Origin of the sequence: Bdellovibrio sp. HCB337 (genome assembly GCF_047302465.1) — a bacterium.
Classification (GTDB): domain Bacteria; phylum Bdellovibrionota; class Bdellovibrionia; order Bdellovibrionales; family Bdellovibrionaceae; genus JACMRP01.
The window spans coordinates 3,756,172-3,774,302 of the sequence record NZ_CP178621.1 but is presented as its reverse complement, the minus strand read 5'-3'; the positions used below and the strand labels follow the sequence as shown (position 1 = coordinate 3,774,302).

The 18,131-nt window shown below is 44.5% G+C and carries 14 protein-coding genes; 1 reads left to right on the top strand and 13 read right to left on the bottom strand.

The features are described 5' to 3' along the window. Positions 1-100 precede the first annotated feature (100 nt). The 3 genes from ACLWBB_RS18155 to ACLWBB_RS18145 all read right to left on the bottom strand — a co-directional run bounded on the left by ACLWBB_RS18155 (position 101) and on the right by ACLWBB_RS18145 (position 4,685). A complete protein-coding gene (locus tag ACLWBB_RS18155) occupies positions 101-1,567 on the bottom strand; it encodes a DUF1254 domain-containing protein (protein ID WP_413288980.1) in 1,467 nt (488 codons plus the stop codon). Positions 1,568-1,777: 210 nt separating this feature from the next. After that, the gene (locus ACLWBB_RS18150; RefSeq protein WP_413288979.1) at positions 1,778-3,847 is read right to left on the bottom strand and encodes a S9 family peptidase; all 2,070 of its coding nucleotides are present in this window, start codon (positions 3,845-3,847) and stop codon (positions 1,778-1,780) included. A 61-nt stretch (positions 3,848-3,908) separates the two neighbouring features. Continuing rightward, positions 3,909-4,685 carry a prolipoprotein diacylglyceryl transferase gene (locus ACLWBB_RS18145; protein ID WP_413288978.1) on the bottom strand — a complete coding sequence of 259 codons (777 nt, stop codon included), beginning with the start codon at positions 4,683-4,685 and terminating at the stop codon, positions 3,909-3,911. A gap of 100 nt (positions 4,686-4,785) precedes the next feature. Between ACLWBB_RS18145 and ACLWBB_RS18140 the strand changes: the two genes are divergently transcribed. Next, a complete protein-coding gene (locus ACLWBB_RS18140; protein WP_413288977.1) occupies positions 4,786-6,216 on the top strand; it encodes a cyclic nucleotide-binding domain-containing protein in 1,431 nt (476 codons plus the stop codon). 3 nt (positions 6,217-6,219) lie between these two features. On the opposite strand, the gene lspA is transcribed toward ACLWBB_RS18140, so the two are convergent. From lspA to ACLWBB_RS18090, 10 genes are all read right to left on the bottom strand, one after another. Further along, positions 6,220-6,732 (bottom strand): signal peptidase II, encoded by a 513-nt coding sequence (gene lspA, locus ACLWBB_RS18135; protein WP_413288976.1) that lies wholly within the window; start codon positions 6,730-6,732, stop codon positions 6,220-6,222. After that, positions 6,729-9,509 carry an isoleucine--tRNA ligase gene (gene ileS, locus ACLWBB_RS18130; RefSeq protein ID WP_413288975.1) on the bottom strand — a complete coding sequence of 927 codons (2,781 nt, stop codon included), beginning with the start codon at positions 9,507-9,509 and terminating at the stop codon, positions 6,729-6,731. The genes lspA and ileS overlap by 4 nt, the downstream gene beginning before the upstream one ends. A gap of 151 nt (positions 9,510-9,660) precedes the next feature. After that, a complete protein-coding gene (locus ACLWBB_RS18125) occupies positions 9,661-10,197 on the bottom strand; it encodes a hypothetical protein (RefSeq protein WP_413288974.1) in 537 nt (178 codons plus the stop codon). 198 nt (positions 10,198-10,395) lie between these two features. Further along, positions 10,396-11,505 carry a porin gene (locus tag ACLWBB_RS18120; RefSeq protein WP_413288973.1) on the bottom strand — a complete coding sequence of 370 codons (1,110 nt, stop codon included), beginning with the start codon at positions 11,503-11,505 and terminating at the stop codon, positions 10,396-10,398. Between the two features lie 202 nt (positions 11,506-11,707). After that, positions 11,708-13,225: a sigma-54-dependent transcriptional regulator gene (locus ACLWBB_RS18115; RefSeq protein WP_413288972.1), complete on the bottom strand. Its 1,518-nt coding sequence runs from the start codon at positions 13,223-13,225 to the stop codon at positions 11,708-11,710. Beyond that, a complete protein-coding gene (locus ACLWBB_RS18110; RefSeq protein ID WP_413291623.1) occupies positions 13,218-15,005 on the bottom strand; it encodes an ATP-binding protein in 1,788 nt (595 codons plus the stop codon). Before ACLWBB_RS18110 ends, ACLWBB_RS18115 begins: the two co-directional genes overlap by 8 nt. Positions 15,006-15,110: 105 nt before the next feature. Beyond that, positions 15,111-15,266: a hypothetical protein gene (locus tag ACLWBB_RS18105; RefSeq protein ID WP_413288971.1), complete on the bottom strand. Its 156-nt coding sequence runs from the start codon at positions 15,264-15,266 to the stop codon at positions 15,111-15,113. Positions 15,267-15,288: 22 nt separating this feature from the next. After that, entirely contained in the window at positions 15,289-16,596 is a 1,308-nt protein-coding gene (locus ACLWBB_RS18100; protein ID WP_413288970.1) for a radical SAM protein, read from the bottom strand. Positions 16,597-17,178: 582 nt separating this feature from the next. Continuing rightward, positions 17,179-17,733, bottom strand: a complete 555-nt coding sequence (locus ACLWBB_RS18095; protein ID WP_413288969.1) for an Hsp20/alpha crystallin family protein — start codon at positions 17,731-17,733, stop codon at positions 17,179-17,181. A gap of 27 nt (positions 17,734-17,760) precedes the next feature. Then, positions 17,761-18,105, bottom strand: a complete 345-nt coding sequence (locus ACLWBB_RS18090) for a hypothetical protein (protein ID WP_413288968.1) — start codon at positions 18,103-18,105, stop codon at positions 17,761-17,763. Positions 18,106-18,131 lie beyond the last annotated feature (26 nt).

The following is an 18,131-nucleotide window of genomic DNA, read 5'->3' as shown; positions in this document are numbered from 1 at the left end:
AACTAAGCAGGTGCCGTGCCACAAACAGAGACAATTCAGGCCACAACGGGGAATATTTACCTGTCAAAGTATTAATAGGAGTGACATTTTTGAGCCCGTCTCATTTTGAGACAGGCTCTTCCTGACGAGCCATCATCGTATGGGTGATGCGTTGTTTTGGCGGACGGTTTTCATCGATGCGAGTCAGCGAAGGTGCAATGTATTTACGATTTAGGACCGTGTTATTCGGATTAAACATCGTCAGTACAACGTAAAAATTGGAGGTTTGAGAAAGCTGCAGCCAATTAGAGCGCAAAGATTCGGCAGGTTTTTCATGTGAAAGCAAAATATCCACCGATCCATCCAAATTGTACTTCAAACGAGAGATGCGGTCGTTAATGAATGACACCGGACGAGGTACATCTTCGCTATTTCGGCTCTTCATTTCATGCACTCTCAAAGACCACATATTTTGAGAGGGTGGAAAGTCCTCTTTTTCAAAATGGATGACGTAGCGATAGCTGCTAAAAAGCTGACGAGCTTCGCTGTCGACGTCCAAGGACATTTGCACGGTTTCATCAGCAGGAACCGAGAATAGATTTTTCTGGGAAACAGAAGCACGTAGTAAGAAATCTTCTGTAAATGGCGGTGCCTTCATCTCATAAGCCCAGCCATTGATCTTCATGCCAAATCCTGTGGCAAGTCTGCTTTGTATTTCGCGCTCTCCTTCGAAGATTCCACGTTCCATCGATTTGGTGTTTTCTTGAAGGCCCATAAAAGTTTGTAAGGCTGTTTGGTCATTTAATCCCAGGGGTTTGAAACGATCTAGCTCTTGAGCATCGGCCTTTGTAGGAAGTGGATTTTTTGCGATGACTTCGTGAAGCTCTTTATAAAAAGACAGGCCTAAGGCCGCTAGATTTCGGTTAATCTTGAGAGGCTTTTCTGGATACTGTTGCTGAACTCCGTCGACCTGAATTCCTTTGTTCCAACTGGAAAGCGGGATAAGATGTCGTTGGCTGGTAAGTTTTGCGATGCGGGCGGCCTCTTTGTTATCGCGCACGAACGTTTGCGATAGAACTAAAATTTCTTGAGTCGAAGAGCGAATTTGGATCACACCTTCTGGCAAGGATCCTCTCCAACCCGGAGGCGTGATGGCAAACAGCCCCGGCTTATCGCCATGACTATCGTTGCTGATGACATGAAAGACATTTGAAAAGGCGTCGACAAACTGTACTGAGTAGTATCGGTCTCCGACTTGGGGATGAGTCATCATAAGAGGTTCTTTGCTAAGATCCACCCAGGCCCAGCTATACAAATTTTCAGGATGAACTGAAACAAAATGGCCTAGAAATGGATCCGGCACTTTATGAGAGTGAAAGAAATGATTGATGGCGTCCTGAGGATTTTTGGTTTTTGAAAGCATGGCCTCTTTAGCGTGCTTCAAATAAACCGCGGGATAGCCCCAAATATAGGCGTCGCGGCTCAGTTCATCGATGCTTTCCTTTTTTTTACGGCTTGCTGCGAAGGTGTCTACAGAAAAGGCGTTAAAGATCAAAAATCCACCAAGAATAAACATCAACAATTTCATAGAACCCTCCCTGGATATGAACTCGTTTTTTGCTCTGTATGTATTCCCTCATTTTATGAGGATGCTAAGATGAAGAGTACTTGATTCCGTGAAGATGCCGTCAACATCTTAGGCATGTCAGAGATAATTTCCAAGCGATGGGGTCTTTTTGAGGGCGATATCTTGAATTAACGAAATCTCCATCCTCTGGGCAGAGGATGGAGTGTATTTTTAGTTCTTGCAAAGATCGGGAGTACCAGTCGCCAAAATAAATGTGTATTGGCGTGCGATTTCTTTGAGGTATTCGAAGCGTCCTGAAGCTCCGGCGTGGCCGGATTCCATATCGGTTTCTAACAACAAAACATGGTGATCCGTTTTATGCTCACGCAGTTTTGCACACCATTTTGCAGGTTCCCAGTACGTCACACGTGGGTCATTAAGACCGGCTTTAATATAAATATTCGGATAAGCCTGAGACTTCACATTGTCGTACGGAGAATAGCTTTTGATATAGTCATAATACTCTTTGGAAACTTCAGGGTTGCCCCACTCTTGATATTCCATCTGAGTTAAGGGCAGGCTTGCATCCAACATGGTGTTAAGAACATCGACGAATGGAACAATAGCCAAAGCCGAGTTGAAAAGTTCCGGGCGCATATTGACAACGGCACCCATCAACATACCACCAGCACTGCCTCCCATAATAGAGAGGGTTTTAGGTTCAGAGTACTTGTTTTGGATCAAGTACTCGGCACTAGAAATAAAGTCATGAAAGGTGTTCTTCTTTTTCAAAAACTTTCCTTCTTCATACCACTGGCGCCCCATATCGCTGCCGCCACGGATGTGAGCGATCGCGAAAACATAACCTCGGTCAAGAAGACTGATGCGGTGAGAGCTGAAAGCAGCAGGCATGGCCATTCCATAGGAACCATAGGCGTATAGCAAAGTTGGTTGTGGTCCGTTTTTGCGAAGAGCCTTTTTATAGACCAAAGATACTGGCACCTTCACGCCATCATGAGACGTCGCCCACACTCTCTCAGAGGTGTATTCTTCGGCATTGTATCCAGAAGGAATCTGCTGAATTTTGCGAACGATTTTTTCTTGGGTCTTCATGTTAAGGTCATAAGTTTGATTCGGCTGAACCATCGAGTTGTAGTTCAAACGCACCCAATCCGTTGCAAACTCATAGTTTGCACCCATGCTGACCTGATAGATTGGATCTGGAAATTTCACCTGATCCATTTTAAACGTGTCATAGTCGAATTTGTATAGGGTCTGTAGAGCTTTTTCTGTGGCCCCAATCATCATGAAGTCTTGGAAAGCATAAAGAGATTTCAAAGTGATTTCAGGCTTCGCCTCAATCAGAGTTTCCCAATGCTCTTGGGATGTTTTGCCAACAGGAGTGCGGCAGAGCTTAAACGTCTGCGCGTTCTTGTTAGTCATAATGTAAAAGTAATTCCCACGGTGAGTGACGTTGTATTCGACGCGCTCTTCAAGCTTCGAGAAAAGCTGTGGTTTGGACTGCGGATTTTTTGCATCCAAGTAGTAAAATTCACTGCTGCCATGACTGTGGCGATTTAAGAAAATATACTCTTCACTTTCGCTAAGGTGACAAGAAATGAAGTATTGATTGTCTTTCTCTTCAAAAAGCACCTCATCCTGAGAAATCGGTGTGCCCAAAGTATGTTTCCACATCTTATCGGGACGCATATTTTCATTCTGAGTGATGTAATAGAAAGTTTTGTTATCTTTAGACCAAGCACTGCTATAGTAAATCTTCTCAATTTGCTCTGGGAAGAGTTTACCCGTTTTTAGATCCTTGAAGTACAAAGAGAAAACCTCGTCGCCATCGGTATCAGTAGCGTACGCAAGAACATCATGGTCGGGGCTGGTATCGAAAATACCCAGTGAAAAACTCTTGAAACCTTTTGCAAGTTCATTGCAATCCAAGATCACTTCTTCAGGGCCGTCGGCGGACCCTTTTCGGCGGCATTGAATAGGTTGTTCTTTGTCGCCCTCCATGCGCGTGTAGTAGTAGTAAGAATTACTTTTTGCAGGTGGTGTGGAGTCGTCTTTAACGATACGAGCTTTAAGTTCTTCAAAAAGTTTTGTTTCACAATTTTTGTAGTCTTCAAAATACGCGTTGGTGTGCGCGTTTTCTGCTTCTAGGTAAGGTTTCGTTTCTGGGTGCTGGACATCTTTCAACCAGAAATAAGGATCGACTCGTTGATCGCCGTGGTGGTTGAAGGTTTGAGGATATTTAGACGCTTGCGGAATTGATGGGTGCAAAGATGTTTTCATAGAATGAAACGATCCTATTTGCGCCCGTTTTAATCAAGAAAATATGTGCTGTGCCGAGGCTTTACGATTTCTTCTTGAACAGTTGTCGCCAAGGCTTTCTGCCAATGCCGCCTAGCAAAGCCACAGCCACAACAAGCAAGATAAAGCTCAGCACTGTAGAGACTGAAAACCCGGCAATATTGTCTCCGCGGAAATCATTCCGGAACGATTCCATGAACATGCGACCGACGGCATGGAGTGCAAGCCACAAAATAAAAAGATCACCGGGGCGTTTTAGAAAACCGGGACGTTGGCGCTTATCTTTCTTTTCGATTCCCAAAAGAATCATGATCGCACCAAGTTCCCAAAACAGTGCATAGAGCTGAGTCGGATGACGGAGGTCGATCGCCCAAGGATAGTCACAAGATTTTCCGAAACAGCAGCCCGCTAAAAAGCATCCAATACGGCCGAAACCATAAGCAAAAGAAAGAACTGGTGCAAAGACATCATAATAAAAGCCAGGCTCTTCCGGCTCAGTCATTTTCAAGTAGAGGATTGTTGCGACCAGCGCCAAAATCATGCCGCCGTAAAAAACAAAACCGCCTTCCCATAGATAAAAAATCTTTACAGGATTTTCAAGATAGTAAGCTGGGTTTTCATAGACGATGTGCATGAGGCGTGCTCCCAAAAGTGAAGACGCCATCAGCAAAAGACTCAAATCTAGAATATTTTTTCTAGGTAAACCGTACGTGTCACCTCTGCGGACAACCCAAAGGAGCCCAATGCAAAGGACTAGACTAATGACCAGAAAGAAGCTTGGAACTTCAAGACCTTCGGCCAAGTGGATGACAGGAAACACACTCACTCCTTGATAGACCTAGGACTTAATTTTCAAACAATTCCCAAATTATTCAAGTGCAAACTAGTCAATGCAGAAATGAAAATCCATAATAATTTCTATGAGATTACATCCCGCCGATGTGGCGCGAGAAATTAAGAATTTCGCTTTCTTCAGCTCTTTTAGCGAAGATCTGTTGCTGCAGGTCTCCACGATGATGGTGGGCAAGTCCTTCAAGAAGGGCGAATTCATTTTACGTCAGGGGCAACCCAACCAATCGCTTTACTTTATTCGCAGCGGAAAAGTGGAAATCATTCTTTCCGGTGAAGTGGTTGCAACCTTGGATCACATCGGTGAAGTACTCGGCGAGATGAGTGTTATCAGCGAGAACCCTGCGACAACGTCCGTACGCGCCGCGGAAGATGTAGAGTGCTTTTCAGTAAAAGCCGAAGACTTTGCCCATGTTCATCCTAAAGATAAAGACCATTTCAACGCTCTTTTGTATCGTTTGTACTCTTCAATTCTTGTAGAGCGTCTTATTAAAACGAATGAAAAAGCACGTTTATTTGAAATTGCGAATCGTGAATTACAGCGTGTTCAAGCAGACTTACAAGAAGTGGGCGACAAGCAAGTTTTGTTAGTCGAATCTGATAAGAAGCAGCAGGTAATTGCGCGTATGGCGGTCGGAGGAACGGGAGTTCGTCTTGATATCGCCAATAATAAGGATGAGGCCGAAAGCTTCATTCAGGCGAAAAAATACGATGCAATTCTTTGTGAAGAAGCTTTCTTGGATATCTTGGTTCAGTCTTTCCAAAATAAAATCAGTCCGCACTTGGTATTGCTAACTAATCAAAATGTCACAGACAATCTTCAAACTGTAAAAGGTCTGCCTTTTGTGGACAATATCATGTCACGCGATCCTGAAGACCGTAGCTTTACAGTACGCAGTCTTTTGACGACGATGACGAAGGTTTTGAATCAGAACATTTTCGGTATCGAAAAATATCTTTCTTGGGGCGCAGACGTTCAATTAAAGAGCGTTAAATGCAGCAAGGAACGTGACAGCTTGAAAGATGAAATGGTTGCTCATTTCAAAGTCAGCGGAATTCGCGCATCTATCTTAGATCGCGTCTATCTTGTCGCGGAAGAAATGCTGATGAACGCGATCTATGATGCTCCTACGGATGGAAAGGGACAAGCGCTCTTCAACCATCTACCGCGTAAGACCGAAGTAAATCTGCAAAAAAGCCAAGAATCTATGTTGAGATATGCTTTTGACGGAACGATGATTGCGTTGTCGGTCGAAGATCCGTTCGGAGCGTTGACTAAAGAAATTATTATTCAGTATTTAGAGAGCTGCTACCACGGAAAAGCCGGAAGTTTGAACGCCAACAAAGGCGGTGCCGGACGTGGTTTGCATCAGATTATCGAAAACTCAGATTTGACGATTTTCAATGTGAAAAAAGGCGTGAAAACAGAAGTGATCAGTCTTTTCAACTTGGAATCGGGCCGAAAAGAACATCGGCCGTCGTTCCACTATTTCTTCGTTTAAAGCTTAGGGCGCCTTTGGCGCCTCTTCTGCTTTCTTTTGACGGGCTTCCATCACCATCATGAGTAATAACAAGGTCACGCCACCAACGATGGCACTGTCCGCGATATTAAATGCAGGCCAGCTGTATTTGTTATTCACATGGAAATCCAAGAAATCGATGACATAGCGAAAGCGCAAGCGATCGATGTAGTTTCCAATGGCGCCGCCGAAAATCGATGACAACGCGATGATTTGCTTTGTGTCGTCGTCTTTCACTCCGCGCATGATAGTCAGAATGATGATTAAGGCAATCGGTGGCATCGCTAAGAAAAAGATCTCTCGGAAAGACGGGTGGGACTCTGCCAAAAAGCCAAAGGCCGCTCCGAAATTTCTTACGTAAGTCAGGTTAAAGAAATTGGGAATGACGACAACAGATTCACCCAAGTGAAATTGAGTGTGAATGTACATCTTCACCAATTGATCCGCAGCTACAAGCAGTCCGGTAATTACAGATAAATACAAATACTTTTTCTTCATGTTAGAGCCTCAACACATTTCGGACAGATACCAAGAGTTTTAGGTTCTTGACTGATTTCAGTCGAGTAAACCCAGCAACGAACACATTTTTCACCAGGGGCTTTTTCAGCCTGCACTTCGTACGAGCCCATCACTACGTCGACCGTAGAAACGATCAAGAACTCGCGCAAACCTTTAAAGCTCTTAAGGTCATTCAACAAATCGCCTTCTGCTTTGATTGTCACAGAGGCTTCCAGGCTGGCGCCGATAACTTTTTGTGCACGTAAGTTTTCCAAAACTTTTTGCACATCTCCGCGTACTTTCAAAAGGCCTGTGAACTTTTGGCTCAAGGAAGGGTTGTTCCACTTCATCGGAGCTTCAGGGAAGTCTAGCAAGAACACACTGTCAGCCTTATTGCCCTTCATGTATGAGTAAACCTCCTCAGACAAGAATGACAAAATCGGAGCCATCATACGAACCAAGTAATCAGTAGTCGCATGAATCACCGTCTGAGCGCCACGACGAGGAACGCCATCGGCTTTCCAAGTATAAAGACGATCTTTCAACACATCCAGATAAGTCGCAGACAAATCCACAGTGAAGAAGTTATTCAGCAAGTGATAAACTTTGTAGAACTCATAAGACTCGTAAGCCTGAGTCACTTTTTCAGTCAGTTCATAAAGCTCATGCAAAGCCCATTGGTCGATTTCAGTCAGTTTCTCATAAGGAACTTGGTCTTTCGCTGGATCGAAATCACCGGTCGCCCCCAAAAGGAAGCGCATGGTATTGCGGATACGACGATAAGTTTCAGTCACGCGATCAAGTTCTTCTTTACCGCAGCTGACATCTTTGCCGTAGTCTTCGTACGCAGTCCAAAGGCGAATGATTTCGGCTCCGGATTTTGCAGTCACTTCATTTGGATCGATGACGTTGCCTAAAGACTTACTTTGTTTGCGACCCTGCGAATCCACCACGAAACCGTGAGTAAGGAGCGCCTTGTACGGAGCTTGACCATTTGTCGCCATTGAAGAAAGCATTGAAGTATTGAACCAACCACGATGTTGGTCACTGCCTTCAAGATAGATATCCGCAGGGAAACCCATGCCTTCACGGCGTTTTTGAACAGCCGCATGACAGATACCAGAGTCAAACCATACGTCCAAGATATCGCGACCGTGACGGAAACCTTCTGAGCCGAATTTAGGATTTGTCTTCGCGGCTTCAGATTTTTTCCAAGCATCACCTACGATTTCATTCGCAGGAACTTTGTAATAAGCTTCGATGCCACCTTGCTTTTCGATGATGTCAGCAACTTTCATCATGACATCATAATCAGCAAACGGTTCGCCCGTTGCTTGGCAAGTTAGGATCGGAATTGGTACACCCCAGATACGTTGACGGCTTACGCACCAGTCAGGACGGTTTTCCATCATGGCTTGGAAGCGTGCGCGACCCCATTCAGGGATGAACTTAACTTTTGCGATCTCTTTCATAGTTTTCTGGCGGATTTGCGAGTGTTCCAAGTCCAAACCCATAAACCATTGCGGAGTCGTACGATAGATCAACGGAGTTTTAGTTCTCCAGCAGTGAGGATAGCTATGCTCGATCTCTTTAAAAGCCAGTAAGTGGCCTGAATTTTTTAACTTCTCAACGATCAATGGATTTGCCTTAAAGATGTTCATGCCTTTGAATTCAGGCACTTCATCTGTATACATTCCGCTTTCGTCAACAGGACTGAGAAGTCCCAAGTTGTACTTAAGACCGACTTTGTAGTCATCCACCCCGTGACCAGGAGCTGTGTGAACCGCACCTGTACCAGCGTCCGCAGTGACGTGATCACCGTTGATGATCAAAGAATCACGATCGATAAACGGATGACGAGCTTTTCCGAACTCAAGATCTTTCCCTTTAAAGACTTTGCCTTCTTTCAAAGTAAGGCCAGTGTCCTTTTCAAAGAACTCTTTAAGTGGTTTTGCAATCACAAGATTTTCGCTGCCAGTATCAAAGACAGAATATTCAAAATCAGGATGCAAAGAGATTCCTAAGTTTGCTGGCAACGTCCAAGGTGTGGTTGTCCAGATCACAAGGCTTGTGGTTTTGCTTGGATTGCCAAGCTTTTCCAAGGTCGCTTTGTCTGTGATGTTGAACTTTACATAGATCGAAGGACTTTTGTGATTGTGGTATTCAACTTCGGCTTCTGCCAAAGCGGTCTTCAATGTCCAGTTCCAGTAAACAGGTTTTTCACCGCGATAGATGTTGCCATCTTTAAACGCGCGCGCGAACTCACGAACCTCTTCAGCTTCGTAGTCAGCAGACATTGTCAGATATGGATTTTCCCAATCCGCAAGGATACCCAAGCGGCGGAATTGCACACGCTGATGATCGATCCAAGTTTGAGCTTCAGCACGGCAAAGCGCCAAGATCTCTTGGTCATTCTTTACTAATTTTTTTGCAGCTAAGTCTTTCAAAACTTTGTGCTCGATCGGAAGACCATGACAGTCCCAACCTGGAATGAAAACCGCAGGCTGACCTTTCATGTTCTTGTACTTGATGATGATGTCTTTCAAGTTTTTGTTCAGAGCATGACCCAAGTGAATAGAACCGTTGGCATACGGAGGACCATCCGGAAATACAAAAGGTTTTTTGCCGGCGTTTTTTGCCACCATCTTGTGATAGATTTTTTTCTCTTCCCAAACTTTTAGAATTTCTGGTTCTTTAGTTGGAAGATTCCCCTTCATCGGGAAATCGGTTTGTGGCAATCGCACTGTAGATTTGTAATCAGGAAGTGTGCTGGACACCAAGGCCTCCTCAAAAATGAAAGGAAACAGTATATTCAAAAATTGCTAAATATTTAAGCCATTTATGAGAGGAAGCGGACAGTCATTCTTCTTCGCCTTTGGCTTTGGCGTAATAGTGGCGCCTTTGCCGCTGCTATAGCGGGTTTGAGGCTTATGAATAAAGGGTTTTAGCTTTGTGATAGCCTAGTGAGAGTAAAAGACGAACAGCTTCGAGATCGGTGCTTAGATTGAGCTGCTCGCGAACCTCAGTGACCATCAAACGGCTTTTGGCGTCCAATTGACCCACCAAATCCACGGAAACATGGTTATTTTGAATATTCACTTGGTTGTTTTGTACTCGCACCTGCTGCTGTACGGGAGCTGGCTGATGATACACGTGGGCCGAAGTAGGTCCCTGGGTCGCTGTAGCCGCAGCCGAAGGTGCCTGATGTTGAGGCACTGCGAAGCCTACGTTCTTGCTTTCGAGCTCACCCATCAAACCTGCTAAGCTTTTAAGCTCATTTTTGAAGTTTTGAATACTTGGCGTATCCAAAGCCTCTTCGCCATTGCGTTGAGCCTTCAAAAAGAGGCTGACCAAGATATCCGGAGTTGTTGCTAACTCCTTAATCGAGTCATTCTGATGAACAAGCCACATGTAAGCTTTCGTCAGAGTGTCTTTGGTGTATGCCTGTGGGGGCAAGGGATTCATGGTCATAGGGGTCAAAAAGATAAGGGCGTTGAGCCACGCAGTCAATTCTTAGGATTCGCAAATCACTGTGTTTTGGTGATATATATTTTTATATACAGCGCGAAAAGTGCCGGAATTTTGCTTGTAATTTGGCCCTAACAAAAAAGCCAGATCTTTTTCAGATCTGGCTGTGTCTTTCCACATTTTCGGGAACACTTTTTATTTCAAGAAATCACCGAAAAGACGAACGCCCGCAGTGATATCCATACGAGTAAGATCATCGCCTGTTTCCGGCTGTTGTGTCGTGCTAGCAACTGCAAGGTGGTAGCGTACATTCTCAGCAGTTGGCTTGTATTCTAGGATCGCGCCGTAAGTAGCAATTTTTGTTGCGTCCTCTGAGGCGATCCCTTCTTTAACTTCAGACATGATGAACTCAAGACGAGGAGTCCATTGTTCCATCTTGTAACCTAGTTTCAAGATTGCTGAGTACATAGTGTCTTTATCGCCAGAAGCGCCATCTTTGTAGTCTGTCGTGTTGTATTCTAGACTTCCAACCCATGTAGAGTCGTACTTGATACCAGCAGACATAAAGGTGTGCTTGTTGTCCTTATGGCCAGTTGCGCTTTGTGGAGACGCTTCATGGTAGCTCAAAAGACCCATCAAAGCTTTTTCCATAAAGAAGCCTTTCCAAGCCAAGCCCATCATGCCGCGGTTTTGGTTGAAAGCTGCATTTGAATCAACTGGGTCCGCGACTACGTTGTTGGTAACAACAAGGTAGATGTTCTGAGTTTCTGCAAATGTCAGAGTACCTTTCGCACCCGCTGCATAGAGGATGTTTTTAGGACCGCTTTCGTTCACACCAAGGTTGCTACCAGGAAGTGCAGCAGGAAGCGCACCAACATGGGAATAGTTCGGAGATACAGAGTAAAGATCAGCGCCAGAAGTATTACCTTCGATACCACCGATTTCTGTATAGAACTTACCTAATGTCAGCGAGAACATATCTGACATTTTGTCAGTAACGTATGCGTATTCTACAGCAGCATTCAGAGCATCACGCTTAGAGTTGCTTGTGCCTGTGTCTACGGCTGGCTTATTGAAAGCAAGACGTCCGACATAGCTAAAACGCTCATTCAGGTTGCCTTTGTATTGAAGGCGTCCTGTACGCAAAAAGAAACGAGTGTTGTCTTCTGCAGAAGTCGTCTCAGTAGCCGCATCGTTGTAATCAAGGCTCGTCCAATCGCCGCGGAAATCATAATCTAGGGTGTTTGCTGCTTGAGCAGTTGCCGACATGGCAAGCACACTCAATAGTGCCGTAAGTTTTGTCATATATAAGCCATCCTTGTTGTGTGGTTTTGACTTATTAACGATACATCTTTTTTTGTGCGGCGCTAATGAAGATTTGGTTATTTGTTTGTTAATATTTGACAAACGTAGGGGATTCTAAAAAAGAAAAAACCCGATCATGTTTATTGATCGGGTTTTTAGTCTTGTGACAATTTGGTCACTTTAAAGTCTATTGCTGTAAAGATTAATTTGCGTAGTCTTTAGCGATGATTCCGTACTTTTCAATCTTACGAAGCAAAGTTTTTTTCGGAATGTTCGCGTGCAAAGCTGTTTGATTGATGCGGCCTTTGAAAGTCTTCAGAGCTTTAATAATAAACTCTTTCTCAAAAGCTTCTTTCTGCGCATTGAAATCAAGACTGCCTGAAGAAATAGAAACGGTTGCAACGTCTCCTTCTTCGTTATCAAGATCTAGATCTTCACCGTCAACCACTCCCAAATCTTCGTCATCATCAAAGCCTCTTGCGGGAGCAGCTGCTTTTGTGTCAAGAACTGGTGGCTGAGAAAGAACATCGATCAAGTTCACACCTGCGGCCGCCAAAACAGACTCAGGAAGTGAAGCGAGTGTAATCACGTTGTTTGATTCAAGAACGAACGCATGTTCGATCACGTTTTCAAGTTCACGGATATTGCCTGGCCACTGATACTTCTTAAGAGCTGTCAAAGCGTCTGCAGCCACGCCAGAGATGCGTTTGCCGTGAGCTTGGTTGAACTTCTTAACGAAGATATTAATCAAGTTCTCGATGTCGTCTTTGCGATCTGCCAAAGGCGGCAAGAATATAGGGACAACGTTCAAGCGATAGAACAAGTCTTCGCGGAACGTTCCGGCTTTGATCATTTCTTCAAAAGGACGGTTGGTTGCAGCCACGATGCGTACATTTGTCGAAATCTCGCGGTTAGAACCTACTGGAGTGAATACTTTCTCTTGAAGAACACGCAAGATTTTAACTTGCATCATCAAAGGCATATCGCCCACTTCATCCAAGAAAAGTGTTCCACCTTCAGCAAATTGGAACTTACCGATCTTACGTTGATCTGCACCTGTGAAAGAACCTTTTTCGTGACCGAAAAGTTCGGACTCAAAAAGATTCTCAGGAATTGCAGAGCAGTTGATCGCTACGAATTTCTCGTCTTTACGAGCAGAGTTGTAGTGAATCGCTTTAGCAACAAGTTCTTTACCAGAACCAGAAGCACCACGAATCAACACAGGAGTATCAACCTTCGCTAAGCGGTGAATGATGTTGAACACCTTTTGCATTTGCTGAGTATTACCGATGATCTTGCGGCCCGCTTCCACCAAAACTGGTGCAGAAGCAGCGATGTTAGAAATCATCGTGTGAGCAGAAACAGCTTTATCAACAAGAGCGACAAGCTCGTCGCCAGAAACAGGCTTAGAAAGATAATTGTATGCGCCGTCTTTAACAGCTTGAACAGCATGATCCAAAGTTGCATGCGCAGTGAGCATCAAAACGATGATACCTGGGTCATGTTCTTTGATCAGTCTGAGAGCTTCAAGACCGTTCACGCGTGGCATGTCGACATCTAAGATCACTACGTCGAATTTCTTCTCTGCAGCTTTGATCTTTTCGATCGCATTGAGGCCGTCAAAGGCTTCTTCTACGTCGAAACGGTTCGATGTAACGAGTGCTGATTTAACTGAGAGTCGTAACCCCTGATCGTCATCGACCACCAAAACTCTAAGCATGTGACCTCCCCTGTTCCAGGGGCAGTTCTACAGTAAAAGTACTGCCTTTTCCATAAGTACTTTCAACAAAGATCCTGCCCTGGTGTAATTCTGTAAAATATTTAGCTAGATACAAACCCAATCCCGAGCCCTTAATCGGAGAACTTTTCGCATTTTTACTGCGGAAGAACTTCATGAAGATGTTAGTCACTTCATCTTGAGGAATTCCTGGTCCTTGATCGGCCACAGTGACTACAACTTTTCCGTCCCGTTCTTCACTGTGTACACGGACCTGAGAATCCTCAGGGCTATACTTAATAGCGTTCTCGATCAAGTTCGAGAACACCTGTTTCATTAACTCCGGATCCACCTGGATTGGGAACAGGGGCTCGGATTCAAATTCAATTGGAATACGCTTCACCTTCGCCAAGAACTCGTGCTTGCGAATGACATCTTTTAGCAGTGAATTCACATCACGGCTTTGCATATGAAGCTCAACACCTTGGCTTTCAATTCGGCCATAATTCAAGATTGCACTGATGAATTTCAACAGGTCATCACTGGAGTGGCGAATTGTGTCCACGGCCTCACGCTGTGTAGAGCTGAGTGGTTGAGTGTCTTTCAGAATCATGTCTGTCATGCCTTGAATACGCGCAAGCGGCGTTTTCAAATCATGCGACATCATCGAGATAAAATTGCCTTTCAGTTCTTCGACCTGAGAAAGCAATTTGTTCTTCTGATAGTATTCCCAACTACGGCGATTCTCGATAATGAGGCGGTAGGGGATGAAGAAGTAATAACAAAGGAAAATGGCCAAGAATGGATGCGCCATTTTCACCCAATAGCCTGCTGGCCAAAAACCGAATGCACCTAAAACGAGCAAGGCGCCGCCAGTAGCGGCAAGAATCGTCAAACTTTGCACAGGTTTTTTAGTGAAAAGAACGTGCACTGTCAGGATCGAAGTCAAAATAGTGATAATGACATTCAACCATGGACTTGCTTGAATCGGTGCTTTGTTTTGAATCAAGGTATCTAGCATGTTTGCGTGAAGTTCTACCAAAGTCATTGCTTTGGCATCTTTAGAGAATGGAGTCTTCACATAATCGCGGACAGAACCGCCATGATCGTTACCAATCAAGACGATTTTATTTTTAAAACGTCCTGCTTCGAATTTACGACCAATGATGTCTTCAAAAGAAGTTTGCGGATACGTTCCCGCTTTGCGGTAGCTGATATAAACTTGTTCCGAGTCAAAGAACTCAAAGACACCGCGGATGTTTTTCTTACTAGTCACTTCAGGATTCACAATGCCTGCAATATATGGATGCAGCATCTGACGATCCTGATAAGTGAGCATCATACGACGAGTCACTTCATCCAAAGCCAACACCACTTTATCAGCGGTACGAGGGCCTGGAAAAAGTTCGATCGTATTCAGTGGAGCGGCCAACTTCAGTTTGCCTTCTTCACCCTTCATTTCAAGATCTTGGCTGATCATGAAAAGGTTTGTGAACTTTTGCGCTTCTTCAGCAAAAGCCAGCTTTTCTTCATTCGTGCCTTGAAGCTCATCTAAGTTCTGCGCGTACAAAACCGCCAAAGGCTCTTCGCCTTCGAGACTTTTCAGCAAGAGATTTTGTTCTTTCGCTGTTGGCAGTCCTTTGAGGTTTTCCACCGTCTTTGAAGTCACCATGATCATCTCAATGTGACCGGAAGTAGGTGGTTCGGGCAGCAGACGTATCCGCATATCGTAGAGCCCGGACTCCCAAGAATCGAGTTTTAACTGGCTAATGAACACTCCCATCGCACAAGCCAAAGTAAGGCGAAGCACAGCGTATAGACCGCTGCTACCTCTGAAAAAACCTTTCTTTGTGCTGAGCGAAGGAGGAAGTGCCATTACGCTAAATTCCTAAACGCCAATTGGAGGGCAACCATTGCCACCATTGCCGCCTGGGCTTACAGCTGCAGGTTGCAAATTTTGAGGTTTCAATTTTTTGATGTGTTTTTTCTCTAATTTTTCCATCACCAACTCCTTAATCTGTGTCACTAATTTCAACATTTTCATTTTACTGCTTTCCTTGTGGTTTTTAAGCGGCGCTTCGACACTTTTCGTAATAGATCAGCGCTAAAGCCACCAAAAATCTTGTTCGTTCGCAAAATTGCGTATTCTTCACGTTCTTACTTCCTGAGCTATGCTTATGGGCGAACATGCAGCCACCGCCGCACAAGAATCGCGCCCAGCAGTTTTCACATTTGTTCTGCTCAAGAATTGGCTTTTGGTACGCCTCCAAAGCCTTTTCATTTAATTCTGTTCCTTGACCGACTTGTTCTTTCTTGTCGTTTACATCCCAAGGGCAGGTATAGATCTGATTACGGGCATCAATCATCAAAAATGATTTTCCCGCGCCACAGTAATTTTCTGTACGTCTTTGGGCGTCCAAAGCCCCGAAGCATTTATCAAAGTTGCTAATCTTGCGCAGAGCGCTTTCGCCGCCTTTTGCAAAAGCCAAAGCTGCCACTTCCGTCATTTGCTGCATGTAATCCATCGTCGCGCGTGGATTTGTATCAGAAACAGAGAATGAAAACTCATAGTGATCGACATTGAATTGGCTATAGAACTCGTAAGCTTTTACCATTTCGATGTTTTCGCTATCGAACACACCATGGATCATCAAGTGGCTAAACTCGGACTTACGTGCGAGGAGCTTTTCTAAACCAGCAACAATCATTGCAGTTGAAGATTTACCGTTTTTTGTAGGACGCATGCGATCGTTGATCTCTGCCGGGCCATCTAGGCTAACAGTCACAGACGCTTTCATGCGAGCAAGCAAGTCGACGTTTTTGTCCGTTAGTAACGTACCATTCGTGATCACGGTGTAATTTACTTTACGCTCAGGCGCGATTTCCGCGATGTATTTCGTGACCAGTTCTATGCCTTCCGCGTACATCAAAGGCTCGCCACCTAAGAAGCTGATGTTGAAGCTCCCACCTTGTGGCAAGCGATCCAGGAAGAACTTGAGTTGAGGCAAAGTCTTTTCGATAGAAATTTTAGCAATTGCATCGCCGAAAGTTCCATCCCCACCAGCTGCACAGTAGTTGCAATGCAAATTACAGATCTGTGTCACATTCAAAGTCAGATATCGAATCGCGGATTTGATTTTCGTCGTAGTGGCTTCAGGATTTTCTTCGGAGTTCCAAGTCTTAAGTTCTTCGATGGCTTCGCATTCTTGAAGAACCAAATCTGTAGGATTGGAGCTAAGAAGGGTCGTCGGGCTCATGTTCTGCCAAGTCGATTCGGTGATTTGAGCCACTTCCATGTTTCGGGAATGGAATGCCAAAAGAGTGCCCTCTTCTGATTTCAGCGCCAAAATGTCTTTGTAGCGGCGTAATTCCATGACAGTCCCCATGGTGACCTTTTGCCACCATTTATCTCCCAGGGGAATATGGTGCAATCCCAGGGCCAGTTTGCATTTTGCTACCACGATAAAAAGACAAGCAATAACAATATCTTAACGGGGTGGCAGAAAACAGGGGGAAAGTGTTCCAGTAGAGTCACAATGTAACTATTACTGGCTTGTCTGATTTGCGAACACGCAAGCATCTTTAGTGCCGTTAAGTTAATCCCATACCACGGTTGTGGTGAACGGAAGTCACATAGGTTTCCCTGCCTGCTTCCTCGCAGTGGTTATCTCGACGGCAATCCATTGCCCAGACCGTTTGTCGGCTTCCGACCTTATACCTTGTAATCAGGCAAGAAACGGTGACAGTTCCTTGTAATTTCGCAAACACTCAATACCAAGACGGAAGCCGGATCAGGGATTTGTTCACTTAGAACGACTGGATTATATCCTCGATATGCTTCACTACTTCGCATTGATCTCACGCAATCTCCGGAGTTTAAGAAATTCCGAAAGGAAACAAAAAAGGGGCTGAGTTTTTGCAGCCCCTTTTAATTGAACTATCGCTCGCTATAAGCGCTAGTGCTTGCTTTCTTCTTTATCTGTGGATTCAACAGTTTTTTCTCGATGCAAGAAACGATCAATGAGTCCCGCAGGTCGACCAGATTCTATTTTGATGGACTGAGCTTTTGAAACTTCAGTTTTTGGCAAAACGATTCTAAGCACGCCATCTTCGAAGTTAGCCTCGACTTTTTTCGAATCGATATTTTGAGGCAATGTAAAGCTTCGAGAGAACCGGCCATAAGATCTTTCACGATAACCCTCTTCTTTGACTTCTCTGTTGCGCTCTCCGGAAATACGCAAAGAGTTTCCAGAGATATCAATTTTCACGTCGTCTTTTTTCATACCTGGAAGATCCGCAGATATCATATACATCTCATCACTCTCTTCAATGTCGACAGACGGAGCAAATTCACCAAGGCTTGCTAAATTTGTACTTGGCCAAAGTGGCTCCATAGAAAAATCCCTTTCGAAGTCGTTAAATACGTCGTCGAAGCGGGACATAAAATTTCTAAGACCCGATGACAGCGGTGCAAGCTCGCGACCTCCTCGGGATGGCTGTAGTGCTCTCATATTTACCTCCTTTTGGTTGGGTTTTAATTAGGGAGCTGGATAAAATTCAGATTTGTCAGTGTGTTCTTTGCGCCAACGACGCCGTTTCCATCGGTTCAATTGATGTCGAATTTCTCGAAAAACCTGATGAACCACTTGACGTCCGTCTACGCCGCGCGCCTTTGCTGAGAATACGCCTTGGATGGAACTAATCTGAATAGCGCCAGTCACTAATTGTTCATATTTTGTAAAGGATGCCATGGTCGTGGAATCACTGGGGGCTTCTTCAAAATGAATTTGATCCACCAGCCCTTTTATGTAAATGGCAAAATCTGGATCGTCTTCAAAACCATTGAGTCTAATTCTTATATCATCATGTTTAAATGCTTCCATAGACTAGTACTCCTTGAACGTAAATT